This window comes from Kitasatospora sp. NPDC091207 (assembly GCF_044768625.1).
Taxonomy (GTDB): domain Bacteria; phylum Actinomycetota; class Actinomycetes; order Streptomycetales; family Streptomycetaceae; genus Kitasatospora.
Genome location: NZ_JBIVVS010000025.1, coordinates 41,072 through 53,595, shown reverse-complemented (window position 1 = coordinate 53,595; position 12,524 = coordinate 41,072). Strand labels below are relative to the sequence as shown.

Sequence of the window (12,524 nt, the reverse complement as noted above, 5' to 3'; positions counted from 1 at the left end):
GAGGGTTGACGGGGCGGATCTGCCTCTGGTTCCCGCACGTGTCGACATGCGGCGGTGCACACATCTACGTGCGTAGAACGTGGTCCGTCGACGGTAGGCCCGGCCTCGGTGGCCTGACAATACGTCGGACGTGACGCGGCCGGGGCGATCCTGTTGCGCGGACACGCGGGGGCTTCCGGACGGGATGAAACGCTCATCTACCCCGTTGGCACACTCCTTACTCATTCGGGTGAATCCGGGTGCGGGACGGTGCGGGACGGGGTAAGACGCCCGAGGGTGCCGCTGCGGTCCGTCACCGGAGCGCTCCCGACGGTGATCTCCCGGCGGTGCGTTCCTGACGACGAGTCCCGGCGGCGGGTTCCCCGCGATGAGTTCCTGACGGCGATCCGGGCGAGGTCCACGGGGGAGGTCGACGTGACGGCTGCATCCGATCCGTCCGGGCCGCGCGGCGTGCCCCCGGGCACCCCGCGTTCGCTCACCGGCGCCACGCCGGGCCCGGTGCCGCCCTGGGCCGGCCTGCTGCTCGCCCTGGCCGTGCCGCTGCCGCTCGCGCTGGGGAGCGCGCTGTTCGCCCGGTGGGCACCGGCGGTGCGGAGCGTACGGCTGCAGCTGGCCGGTTCCGCGGCAGCCGCCGAGGCCGCGGTCGCCGGGCGGGCCGCCGACCACCGGGCGGCGCTGCGGGCCGAGCCCTGGCTGCTCGGCGGCACCACCCTGACCCTCGTAGCGGCGGGGCTGCTGGGCTGGTACGTGCTCACCCGGCCGCACTGGCGGCTGGCCGCGCTCGCCGCCGGGGGCGCCGGCCTGCTCGCGGGCGCGCTGGGCATCGCGGAGAACGTCCTGCTCGGCACCGGGCTGGACGGACTCGGCACCGGTCCGGCCGCAGGTCCGGCCGGCCCGCGCTCCGGTTCCGACGCGCCGTTCGCCGCCGCGGCCGCGCTCGCCACGGTGAAGTGGCTGCTCCTGCTGCCCGCCGGGGCGGTCGCCCTGACTGTCCTGGTGATCACTCTGCACCGCGCGGTGCGCGGCATCCTGCGCCACCGGCGCGCGGCCGACCCCGGCCCGGCCACCTCGGCCGACGCCGCCACCGCGACGGACGCCGACCCGGACACCGCCACCGCCACCGCCACCGCCACCGCCACCGCCACCGCCACGGACGCCGACCCGGACACCTCCGGCCCCGAGCTGATCCCGCCCTGGCCGGTGGCCACCGCCCACGGCGGGCGCTGGCCGCCCGGCCACCGGTCGCACGGCCCGCTCGACCGCCACGCCCGCTGGCGCAACGGTGCCCTGGTGCCCCCCGGCCGGGAGCCCGCCCGGCTCGGCTTCTGCGTCTCCGGCGGCGGCATCCGGTCCGCCTGCGTCACGCTCGGCGCGCTGCAGGCGCTGCGGCCCTGGCTGAAGCGGGCCCGCTACCTGGTCTCCGTCTCCGGCGGCGGCTACACCACCGGGGCGCTGCAGCTCGCGCTCAGCGACTCCGCGCCCGGCGGGCCGGTGCGCGCCGTCTCCGGTCTGACGGCGGACAACGTCCTGGAGCCCGGCTCACCGGAGGAGGACCACCTCCGGCGTCACGCCAAGTACCTCGCCGACGGGGCCGGCCAGTGGCTGGTCGCCCTCGGGACGCTGCTGCGCGGCCTGGTCGCGGCACTGACCCTGCTGCTCGCCGCCGTCCTGGTGCTCGGCCTCGGGCTCAGCCGGTTCTACCAGTTCGTCCCGCTGACGGACCTGGACGCGCTGGCCGCCGTCGGCCTGCGCACCGGCGGGAGCACCCGGCTCGGCGCGTTCACCGTCCGGGAGCCCGCCGTGCTGGCGCTGCTCGGGCTGCTGGTGGCCGCCGCGCTCTGCTGGCTGCTCTGGCTGCTGACCTTCTCCCTGCTCGGCTGGGGCGCCCCGCTGCCGCGGGCGCTGCGGCGGCTCTCGCACGGCGCCCTCGCGCTGGCCGCGCTGCTGGCCACCGGGGTGCTGCTGGTGCCCGGGGTGGCCTGGGGCGCGGTCTGGGCGCAGCAGTCGCTCGCCGTGGGCGCCCGGCAGACCGGCGCCGGCCTGAGCCTGACCGTCCTGCTCAGCTACCTCAGTCTGCTGCTCGGCATACTCTGGCGCGGGCGCCGGGTCGTCGAGCAGGGCGCGGCGGCCCTGGGCGGGCTGCTGCGCGGCACCCGGCGGCTCGGCGGCGGGGTGGCCGACCGGCTCGTCCAGTACCTGCTGGTGTGGGCGGCGCTCGCCGCGCTGTCGGCGGGGGCCCTGCTCGCGCTCGGCTGGGCGGTCGCCACCGGTCACGCCTGGCCCGTCGCCGCCCAGGTGCTGCTGCCGTTCGTCCTCGGCACGGTCGGGCTCAACCTCGACCAGACCTGGATGAGCCTGCACCCGTTCTACCGCCGCCGGCTGGCCTCCGCGTTCGCCGTCCGCCGCGCCACCGAGGACGGCGAGGTGCTGGCCCGGCCGTACCACTTCTACCGCGAGCAGACCTGGCTCAGCCATTACGGCGCCCGGCACCCCGACGTCCCGCAGGTGCTCTTCGCGGCGGCGGCCAACCTGTCGGGCAGCTCCCGCACGCCCCCGGGGCGCCGGGCGGTCTCGTTCACCTTCTCGCACGACTACGTCGGCGGGCCGGACGTCGGTTACGCCCGCACCGACCTGCTGGAGCGGCGCACCCGGCGGCACATCGCCAGGGACCTCACCGTGCAGTCCGCGATGGCCGTCTCGGGCGCCGCCTTCTCCTCGGCGATGGGCCGTCAGTCCCGCGGCTACCAGGGCCTGTTCGCCGTCACCAACGCCCGGCTGGGCACCTGGCTGCCCAACCCGGCCGCGCTCGGACCGCTCTGGGCGCCGGACCGGGACTGGCGCCTCCCCCCGCAGCCCGCCGTCCGGCGGCTGCCCTACCAGCTGCGCGAACTGTGCGGGCGCTTCCCGATGGACGACCGCTTCCTGCTCACCACCGACGGCGGGCACTACGAGAACCTCGGCCTGGTCGAGCTGCTCCGGCACCGGGTGCGGACGGCGGTCTGCGTGGACGCCAGCGGGGACGCCCCCGCCGCCGCCAGCCTGGCGGCGGCGATCACCCTCGCCCGCGAGGAACTCGGCATCGTGATCACCCTGCACGAACCGGAGCTGCTGATCCCCGGCAGTGCCGACCAGTCGCTGCGCGGACTGGCGGCGCGGCTGGCGGACCGGCTCTCGGCCCGGGCGGTGATCACCGGCGACATCCGCTACCCGGACCCGTTCGACGTGCCCGGCGACGACGAGGCCGGGCCCGGCGGCCCCGGCGCGCACGGCGTCCACCGTGCCGGCGGCGACGGCGACGAGTGGCGCCACCACGGCACGCTGATCGTCGTCCAGGCCGTCCTCACCCCCGGCATGCCGTACGAGCTGCACGCCTACGCGGCGGCCAACCAGGCGTTCCCGAACGACAGCACCAGCGACCAGTGGTTCGACCACCGGCAGTTCGACGCCTACCAGACGCTCGGCCGCCATCTGGGTGAGCAGGCGGCGCCCGTGCTCAAGGCGGCGCTGGCCGGACCGGGGCGCGCGCCCGCGGCGGCCCGCGTACCGACCGCGCAGACCGCCCCGACGGCCCCGACCAGCGCGGCAACGCGCCCGGCCGCGGCGCCCCCGCCACCCCGGCGCGCCACGCACGAGTGATCGGGCTCGCTTGACTCGTGCCCGTCGCGTCGGGAAAGATCCGGCGCATGGACTCCGGCACCACTCTGGTTTGCCGCCTGCACGTCGATCTGCGACGCCAGGCGAGTTCCATCTGTGCCTGTTGACCTCGACCCTCCTCGCCGGTCCCGCCCTGTGACGTCCGCCAGGGCCCGCGCCGCGCACCCGTACCCGTCTTCCTGACGCGCCCTGCCCGGCGCTCCCGTGCCACGCGCACGCCTGCTCCCCCTGCCGGGCCCGGTCGTACCCTCCGCTCGTTCCGCCTTCCCCGAGGACGCCCACATGAGCCTGGACCTCGCCCCCGGCACCCCGGCCGGCCCCGAAGCCACCGCCCCCGACACCTCCGCGCCCGCCACCGTCACAGCCGAACGGACCCGCACACCGCTCACCCCGAAGGCCCTGCGCGCGATCGTCCGCGACCTCGCCGAGCAGCCCGACCAGTGGATCCACCACGTCCGGCTGTCCACCGAGGAGCGCTGGTACCGGCGGCTGGCGGCCGACGAGGACCACGAGGTGTGGCTGATCAGCTGGTTGCCCGGCCAGTCCACCGGGTTCCACGACCACGGCGGCTCGCGCGGCGCGTTCGCCGTCGCGCTGGGCGAGCTGGAGGAACTCTCGCTCGGCGGGCCGGACCAGGGCCTGCTGATCCGCCGGATCGCGGCCGGCACCGCCCGGGCGTTCGGCCCGGAATACGTGCACGACGTCCGCAACACGGCCGCCGGCCCCGCGGTCACGCTGCACGCCTACTCACCGCCGTTGAGCTCGATGGCGCACTACGAACTGCGGGCCGGCGGACTGGTCCGCACCTCGCAGGAGGGACCGGAGCAATGGTGACCACGATCGACGACCTGGTGGAGCGCGCCCGCGAAGGGGTCCACCGGCCCCGGGCCCGCGAGGCCTACCAGGCGCAGCTGGACGGCGCGCTGCTGGTGGACATCCGGCCGGCGGCACAGCGGGCGGCCGAGGGGGAGGTCCCCGGCTCGCTGATCATCGAGCGCAATGTGCTGGAGTGGCGGCTGGATCCGACGGGCAGCCACCGGATCCCCGAGGCCACCGGCTACGACGTGGAGGTGATCGTGGTCTGCTCGGAGGGCTATGCCTCCAGCCTGGCCGCCGCCTCGCTCCGCGAGCTGGGGCTGCACCGGGCGACGGACCTGGACGGCGGGTTCGTCGGCTGGGCCGCCGCCGGGCTGCCGACGCGTCAGAGCGGCTGAGCGGCCGACCGGCCCACCGGCACGACACGCCCCGGCCCGGCCCGGCGGCCCGAGCCGCCCCGGAGGCCCGGGCCGGCGACCGGCGGCTGCGTCCCGGGCCCCGGCGGCCCACCCGGTGGCTCCGGAGCCCTCCCCGCCCTCCCCGGCCCGGCTGCCCCGGGCGGACGGTAAATCAGGGACAGGAGATGATTCAGGTCATAGTCTGATCGGAGTTTCCGCCGGTCCGATGCTGGGCAGCCACGCGGGCGGAAGAACGCCCGGGCGGTTGATCCGACAGGTGCGGCCGTTTCACGGGCCGTCACATGTCGACAAACCGCCACGACCGACAGACCGACACCGTCGGCGCCAGCAACGGAAGGCGCCGAGACAGAGGAAACTCCCCGTGATCAGATTCGACGGCGCCGGCAAGCGCCACCCCGATGGCACCATCGCCGTCGGGAGCCTGGACCTCGATGTGCCCACCGGCCGGATAACCGTCCTGGTCGGCCCGTCCGGCTGTGGCAAGACCACGCTGCTGCGCATGGTCAACCGGATGGTGGAGCCGACCTCGGGCCGGGTACTCCTGGACGGCACGGACGTCGCCGAACTGGAGCCCGCCAGGCTGCGCCGGGGCATCGGTTACGTGATCCAGCAGGCCGGGCTCTTCCCGCACCGCAAGGTGATCGACAACATCGCCACCGTCCCCTACCTCCTCGGCTGGGACCGGAAGAGGGCCCGGGCCCGCGCCGCCGAGCTGCTGGAGCTGGTCGGCCTGGCCCCCGAGACCGGCAAGCGGTACCCGTTCCAGCTCTCCGGCGGCCAGCAGCAGCGCGTCGGGGTGGCCCGGGCCCTGGCCGCCGACCCGCCGGTCCTGCTGATGGACGAGCCGTTCAGCGCCGTCGACCCGGTGGTCCGGGCCGGGCTCCAGGAGGAGCTGCTGCGGCTGCAGTCCGAGCTGCACAAGACGGTGCTCTTCGTCACGCACGACATCGAGGAGGCCGTCCGGCTCGGCGACCAGGTCGTGGTGCTGCGCGAGCAGGGCCGGATCGCCCAGCTCGCCGATCCGCACACCCTGCTCACCGCGCCCGCCGACGACGGGGTCGCCGCCTTCCTCGGCCGGGACCGGGGGCTGCGCGGGCTCGGCCTGCGCTCCGCCGTCGCCGTCGCCGTCCGCCCGGTGGCCGACGGACTGCGCCACGGGGGGTGGGAGCTGGCCCTGGACGACGAGCGCCGTCCGATCGGCTGGATCGACCGGGACGCCGCGACCGCCACCCTGCGCCCGGCGGCCGGGTACCGCCCGGAGACCGACACCCTGCGCACCGCGCTGGACGCCGCCGTCCTCTCCCCCGCCGGGGTCGCGGTCGCGCTGGACGCCGACGGCCGGGCCACCGGCACGGCGAGCCGGGAGGCCGTCCTGGCCGCCCTCGCGGCCCCGCCGGCACCGGCACCGGCACCGGCACCCGCACCGAACGGGCGGGCGTCCGGGGCCGGCCCGGCGGAGCGGACGCGGGTGCCCGAGGAGGCCGACGCGGCGGACGAGATCGACGGGGTCACCGGTGGACGATGAACCGATCGTCCGGTGGTACTGGATCGGCGACCACCTCGGCTATCTCGGCAACCTGCTCGCCGACCACGCGGTGATCGCCCTGCTCCCGGTGCTGATCGGCCTGCTGCTGGCCGTCCCCATGGGGCTCGCCTGCGCCCGCTTCCCCCGGCTCTACCAACCGCTGGCCGCCGTCTTCAACGTCGTCTACGCGCTGCCCTCGCTGGCGGTCTTCGTGGTGCTCATCCCCTACACCGGGCTGGCCACCCAGGCCACCGTGATGATCCCCCTCACCTTCTACGCGATCGCGGTACTGCTGCCCACCACCGTGGACGGCCTGCACGCCGTCCCCGACCCGGTCCGCCAGGCGGCGACGGCGATGGGGTACGGACCGTGGCACCGGCTGGCGGCCGTCGAACTGCCCGCCTCGGTGCCCTACCTGGTCGCCGGGCTCCGGGTCGCGGCGGTCTCCAGCATCTCGCTGGCGAGCGTCGGCGCACTGGTCGGGCGCGGCGGGCTCGGCTACCTCTTCATCGACGGCTTCCAACGCACCTTCCCGACCCCGATCGTGGCGGGCATCGTGCTGATCGCCGCGCTGGCGCTGGTCGTGGACCTGCTGCTGATCGGAGCCCGGCGGCTGCTCGCGCCCTGGGCCGTCCGGGAGACGGGGGCCGGCCGGTGAACTGGCTCTCCTGGCTGGGTGACTTCTTCTCCGCCCCGGACCGCCGCAGCGGCCCGGACTCGATCCTGCACCGCGTCGCCGAGCACCTGCTGCTCTCCGGCGAGGCCCTCTTCTACGCGGCCCTGCTGGCCGTGCCGCTCGGCCTGCTGATCGGCTACACCGGCCGCGGCGCCACCGTCGTCACCTCGATGGCCGGCGCCGCCCGCGCGCTGCCCACGCTCGGCCTGGTGACGCTCGCGGTGCTGCTCGCCGGGGTCGGCGACACGGCCGTACTGATCCCGCTGGTCGCGCTCGCCGCGCCGCCGCTGCTGGTCGCCGCCGTCGAGGGGGTGCGCGGGACCGACCCGGACGTCCGGGACGCGGCGCGCGGGGTCGGGCTGACGCACCCGCAGGTGCTCCGGCAGGTCTGTCTGCCGTCCGCGCTGCCGACCCTGCTGGCCGGGTTCCGGACCGCGACCGTCCAGGTCGTCGCGACGGCCACGGTCGCCGCGTACGTCGGCCTCGGCGGCCTCGGCCGGTACGTCATCGACGGGCTGGCCACGCGGAACTACGCCGTGACGGTGGGCGGCGCGCTGCTCGTGGTGCTGCTCGCGGTCGGCGCCCAGCTGTTCTTCGCCCTGCTGGCCCGGTTCGCGCTCCCACCCGGACTGCGCGCCCAGCGTCGGTCCCACCCGTCCCGCCCGTCCCGCCGGACCCGCTGATCCTGCTCTTCCCGCTGATCCCGCTGATCCCGCTGATCCCGCTGATTCTCATCCGCCCCGAAAGGACACGTATCACCATGTCGACATCCGCACGCCGCCGAAGCGGTCGCCGGGCCCTGCTCCTCGGTACGGTCGCCGCGCTCGCCCTCGGCGCCACCGCCTGCTCCTCCTCGGGCGGCGACCCGCTCGGCGGCTCCTCGAACTCGGCCGCCGCGACCGGCGGCTCGACGGCCGGCGGCGGGTCCGGCTCCACCGTGGTGGTCGGCTCGGCCAACTTCCCCGAGAACGTGCTGCTCGGCTCGATCTACTCGCAGGCGCTGAAGGCCAAGGGCGTCAAGGTCGAGGAGAAGTTCAACATCGGCAGCCGCGAGGTGCTGTACGGGCAGCTGCAGAACGGCAGCCTGACGGTGCTGCCCGAGTACAACGGCGCGCTGCTCTCCTACCTCGGTGCCAAGGCGGCCACGCCCACCACGGGCGACGTCAACGCGGCCCTGGCGAAGACCCTGCCCGCCTCGCTGGCCATCCTGGACTCCTCGCCCGCCGAGGACAAGGACACCCTGAGCATCAGCCAGGAGAGCGCCGACAAGTTCCAGCTGAAGACCATCGAGGACCTGGTCGCCAAGGCGGGTGAGTTCACCATCGGCGGCCCGCCGGAGTTCAAGACGCGCCAGGAGCAGCCGCTCAAGGACGTCTACGGGCTGACCTTCAAGGAGTGGAAGCCGACCGGCGAGACCACCGCCAACGCGGTCAAGGACGGCTCGATCCAGGTCGGCAACGTCTTCTCCACCGACCCGAAGATCGCCCAGCTGAAGCTCGTCCCGCTGGCCGACCCGAAGAACCTGTTCGGCGCGCAGAACGTCACCCCGCTGGTGAACAAGGCCGCGATCGGCGCCCCCGCGGTCGCCGCGCTGAACGCGGTGTCGGCCAAGCTCGACACCGCGGGCCTGGCGACGCTGATGAAGAAGGTCGCCGTCGACAAGGAGGACCCGTCCGCGGTCGCCAAGGAGTGGCTGAAGGCCAACGGGCTGGGCTGAGCCCCGGGCCGCCGACGCTTCGCCGTCAGGGGATCTTCCCTTGAGCGGCGCGAACATGACAGTGTGGCGGAATGCGCACTCGTCTCCTCGCCGCCACCCTCACGGCGTTCGCCGCGGTGAGCCTCGCTGCCTGTTCGTCCGGCTCGGGTCCGAGCGGCACCGCGGCCGGCTCCCCCACCGCACCGGCCGCCGCCACCGCGTCCGCGCCGGGCACTCCCACTCCCGGCGGCAGCGCCGAAGCCACCGGCACCGGCGCGCCCGCCACCGGCACCGCGGCGGGCAGCCCGACCACGCCCACCGCCCCCTCCGCACCGGCCACGGGCAGTCCCGACGGACCTGCCCCGGGATCGGCCTCGCCCGGCGCACCCGACGCCCCCGCCACCCAGGCGCCGCCCAAGCCCGCGCCGCCGGCCGACGCCGGGCTGCCCGCCAAGCCGGGCTCGGACGACGCCGCCAAGGTGGTCGCCGCGCTGGCGGCCATCGACCCGGCGATCGTCGGCGACAAGCCCGACCAGGCCGTCGACCGGGCCCGCAACCAGTGCCAGTCGATGTACCAGTTCCCCAAGGACCGGGCCAAGTTGATCGAGCTGGCCGACCAGCGCTTCACCGCGCCCGACCACCCGCAGGGCTTCGGCGCCGAGAAGGCCGGGAAGATCCTCGACGCCCTGCGCGCCACCCTCTGCCCGCCGTCCTGACACCCCGGCCACCGGCAGGCCGCCCCGAGCAGTCCGGCACCCTGAACAACCCGGCACCCTGAACAACCCGGCGCCCTGAACAACCCGGTGTCCTGAGCTGCCCGGTGTCCTGAGCACCGGGCCGCCGTGGCCGCGCGCAACGACCGGCGCGCGGCCACGGCACCCCGCGCGCGCAGCGCCCCGCCCCCGGTCGGTCTGACGGGGCGAGGCGGTCAGCGCCGGCGCCCCGCGCGCGCAGCGCCCGTGGGCCTCCCGCGCCACGACCGCACCACGGCAGCGACCGAACTCCCGTGCGGGCCGGAGGCGCCGCGGTGTACTGTCGCGATCGGGTGAGCCGGGAAGACTGGTCGGCGTGACGCTGACGCCTGCCCGAGGAGCACCGTGACCACCGAGCCGAACGCCGCCACCCCGCCCGCCGCGGCCGCTTCCTCCGCCGGCGGGGCCACGGAGTCCGTCCAGGGCGGCCTCGGCCCGCTGGTCCGGGTCGACGGCCGGTGGACCCTCGGGGACCACCAGCGCCGGGCCCATCTCACCTTCGAGCCCGAGGGTTTGGTGCACCGCGTGCTGGGCCGTGACCCGCACCTGGTGACCTGGGACCGCCTGATGGAGCTGGGCGTCGCGGTCACCGTCGACCGGTTCTCCAGCTCCAGGATCGGCGGCCTGCTGAGCAAGTCCGCGGTGTCCTCCCGCGGTTCCTGCCTGCGGTCCATGGTCCGCCACCCGTACGACCTGTGGTCACCCGAGTTCACCCACCACCGCGGCTTCTACTCCGCCCGCGAGATCTCGCTCCTCGACGTGCTGCTCGGCACCGTCGTCGGCCGGAAGCGGGCCGAGCTGCTCGGTGACGACGCGTGGCTGACCTCCGCCGTCCACCGGATGGCGGAGCACCACTTCACCTTCCGGTGGCGCAGTCCGAGCGAAGCCGTCGAGATCGTCGACGGGCTTCTCTCCCGGACTCCCTGACGTCCACTCAGCCGGCACGGCGCCCGTCGGCCCGGACCCGTCCCGCCCGGCCGACGGGCGCGCCTTTCCGGCGAAGTCGCGGGGCCGGTCACGCCGGAGCGGCATCGCCCGTCAGCACCGGATGGTTCGCCCCGCGACGACCGGATCACTCCGCCGACGAACTGTTAGGAGCCTTGACAGACGAGTGGTCTAGTCCAACCATAAGCATGTCGATCCGACCGGGATGCACTGTGGGGGTGTGACCACCGGCGGCTGAGGCATCGCCCTGCCCTGCTCCACACCGCCCCCGACCCGCACGGCGTACGCGTGCCCACGCAGCGTCGTCCGTCCGTTCCGCGTGTCCACGGGGTTCCGCACGCCCGCCTGCCCGCACGCCCCCACCGCGTTCCGCAGTTCACCGCTCCGCAGCTCGACGACCGCGCGGCCACCGATCCGCGGCTCCGCGGTCAACAGTTCCACCGCTCCACAGTTCCGCAGCGCACCCCAGTACTTCACCAACGTCCTGCCCCACCACGTCTGTTGGAGAATTTCATGCGTCTACGCAGAACGATCCAGGCTGCCCTGACGGCCTGTGTCACGCTGGCCGCGTCGGCCGGCCTGGTCGCCGTCGGGACGGCCTCGGCCGAGGCCGCGACCCCGCTGCCGACCCGGGTGTTCGCCCCGTACTTCGAGGCCTGGACCGGTCAGAGCCCGGCCGCGCTGGCCGCTCAGTCCGGTGCCAAGCACCTCACGATGGCGTTCCTGCAGGCCGCCACCAAGGGCTCCTGCACCCCCTACTGGAACGGCGACAGCTCGCTGCCGGTCTCCTCGTCCTCCTTCGGCGCGGACATCGCCACCATCCGGGCCAACGGCGGCGACGTGATCCCGTCGTTCGGCGGCTACACCGCCGACAACACCGGCACCGAACTGGCCGACAGCTGCACCGATGTCAACCAGATCGCGGCCGCCTTCGAGAACGTCATCACCACCTACGACATCAGCCGGATCGACCTGGACATCGAGGACAACTCGCTGACCAACACGGCGGGCATCGACCGCCGCAACAAGGCGATCAAGCTGGTGCAGGACTGGGCCGCCGCCAACGGCCGCTCGATCCAGTTCTCCTACACGCTGCCGACCACCACCAGCGGCCTGGCCTCCAGCGGCCTGGCGGTGCTGAAGAACGCGGTCACCAACAACGCGCGGATCGACGTCGTCAACCTGATGACCTTCGACTACTACGACAACGCCGCGCACGACATGGCCGCCGACACCCAGACCGCGGCGACCGGCCTCTACAACCAGCTGGCCAAGCTCTACCCCACCAGGACCCCCGCCCAGCTGTGGGGCTCGATCGGCATCACCGAGATGGTCGGCATCGACGACTTCGGCGCGGCGGAGACCTTCACGGTGGCCAACGCGACCACGGTGTACAACTGGGCGGTCTCGAAGGGCATCAACACGCTCTCGTTCTGGGCCCTCCAGCGTGACAACGGCGGCTGCCCGGGCACCGGCGGCCGGGACGACTGCTCCGGGATCAGCCAGGGCACCTGGGAGTTCAGCCACATCTTCTCCCAGTACACCAGCAACACCCAGCCCGGCAACGACTTCTCGGTCGCGGTGAACCCGAACTCCGGCACGGTGGCCGCTGGTTCCTCCACCAGCGCGACGATCTCCACCGCCGTCACGGCCGGTTCCGCGCAGAGCGTCAACCTCACCGTCACCGGCGCCCCGGCCGGCGTCACCGCCACCGTCACCCCCGGCAGCGTCACCGCCGGCGGCACCGCCACCCTGAACATCACCACCACGGCCTCGGCCGCGGCGGGCACGTACCCGCTCACCATCACCGGCAGCGGGGCCTCGGGCACCCACACCGGCAGCTACTCGCTGAAGGTGACGAGCACCCAGCCCGGCAACGACTTCTCGGTCGCGGTGAACCCGAACTCCGGCACGGTGGCCGCTGGTTCCTCCACCAGCGCGACCGTCTCCACCGCCGTCACGGCCGGTTCCGCGCAGAGCGTCAACCTCACCGTCACCGGCGCCCCGGCCGGCGTCACCGCCACCGTCACCCCCGGCAGCG

11 protein-coding genes are annotated in these 12,524 nt (G+C 74.5%); all 11 read left to right on the top strand.

Annotated features, from left to right (window positions below):
• The first annotated feature begins 414 nt into the window (after nucleotides 1-414).
• Nucleotides 415-3,636 carry a hypothetical protein gene (locus ACIQTO_RS30845; RefSeq protein WP_402394896.1) on the top strand — a complete coding sequence of 1,074 codons (3,222 nt, stop codon included), beginning with the start codon at nucleotides 415-417 and terminating at the stop codon, nucleotides 3,634-3,636.
• 47 nt (nucleotides 3,637-3,683) lie between these two features.
• On the top strand, nucleotides 3,684-3,761 hold the full coding sequence (locus tag ACIQTO_RS30840) for a putative leader peptide (protein ID WP_101948289.1): 78 nt from the start codon (nucleotides 3,684-3,686) through the stop codon (nucleotides 3,759-3,761).
• 175 nt (nucleotides 3,762-3,936) lie between these two features.
• The gene (locus ACIQTO_RS30835; RefSeq protein ID WP_402394893.1) at nucleotides 3,937-4,488 is read left to right on the top strand and encodes a cysteine dioxygenase; all 552 of its coding nucleotides are present in this window, start codon (nucleotides 3,937-3,939) and stop codon (nucleotides 4,486-4,488) included.
• Nucleotides 4,482-4,868, top strand: coding sequence for a rhodanese-like domain-containing protein (locus tag ACIQTO_RS30830; protein WP_402394891.1), 387 nt, complete (start codon nucleotides 4,482-4,484; stop codon nucleotides 4,866-4,868). Before ACIQTO_RS30835 ends, ACIQTO_RS30830 begins: the two co-directional genes overlap by 7 nt.
• 382 nt (nucleotides 4,869-5,250) lie before the next feature.
• Complete coding sequence (locus tag ACIQTO_RS30825) at nucleotides 5,251-6,414, top strand: ABC transporter ATP-binding protein (RefSeq protein WP_402394888.1); 1,164 nt, start codon at nucleotides 5,251-5,253, stop codon at nucleotides 6,412-6,414.
• The gene (locus ACIQTO_RS30820) at nucleotides 6,404-7,072 is read left to right on the top strand and encodes an ABC transporter permease (protein WP_402394885.1); all 669 of its coding nucleotides are present in this window, start codon (nucleotides 6,404-6,406) and stop codon (nucleotides 7,070-7,072) included. Before ACIQTO_RS30825 ends, ACIQTO_RS30820 begins: the two co-directional genes overlap by 11 nt.
• The gene (locus ACIQTO_RS30815; RefSeq protein WP_402394882.1) at nucleotides 7,069-7,773 is read left to right on the top strand and encodes an ABC transporter permease; all 705 of its coding nucleotides are present in this window, start codon (nucleotides 7,069-7,071) and stop codon (nucleotides 7,771-7,773) included. Before ACIQTO_RS30820 ends, ACIQTO_RS30815 begins: the two co-directional genes overlap by 4 nt.
• Nucleotides 7,774-7,850: 77 nt before the next feature.
• A complete protein-coding gene (locus ACIQTO_RS30810; RefSeq protein ID WP_402394880.1) occupies nucleotides 7,851-8,807 on the top strand; it encodes an ABC transporter substrate-binding protein in 957 nt (318 codons plus the stop codon).
• Between the two features lie 71 nt (nucleotides 8,808-8,878).
• Nucleotides 8,879-9,502, top strand: a complete 624-nt coding sequence (locus tag ACIQTO_RS30805) for a hypothetical protein (protein WP_402394877.1) — start codon at nucleotides 8,879-8,881, stop codon at nucleotides 9,500-9,502.
• A 381-nt stretch (nucleotides 9,503-9,883) separates the two neighbouring features.
• Nucleotides 9,884-10,465 carry a hypothetical protein gene (locus tag ACIQTO_RS30800; RefSeq protein WP_402394875.1) on the top strand — a complete coding sequence of 194 codons (582 nt, stop codon included), beginning with the start codon at nucleotides 9,884-9,886 and terminating at the stop codon, nucleotides 10,463-10,465.
• A 531-nt stretch (nucleotides 10,466-10,996) separates the two neighbouring features.
• Nucleotides 10,997-12,524: glycosyl hydrolase family 18 protein (locus tag ACIQTO_RS30795; protein WP_402394872.1), on the top strand; the 1,528-nt coding region annotated here is incomplete at its 3' end.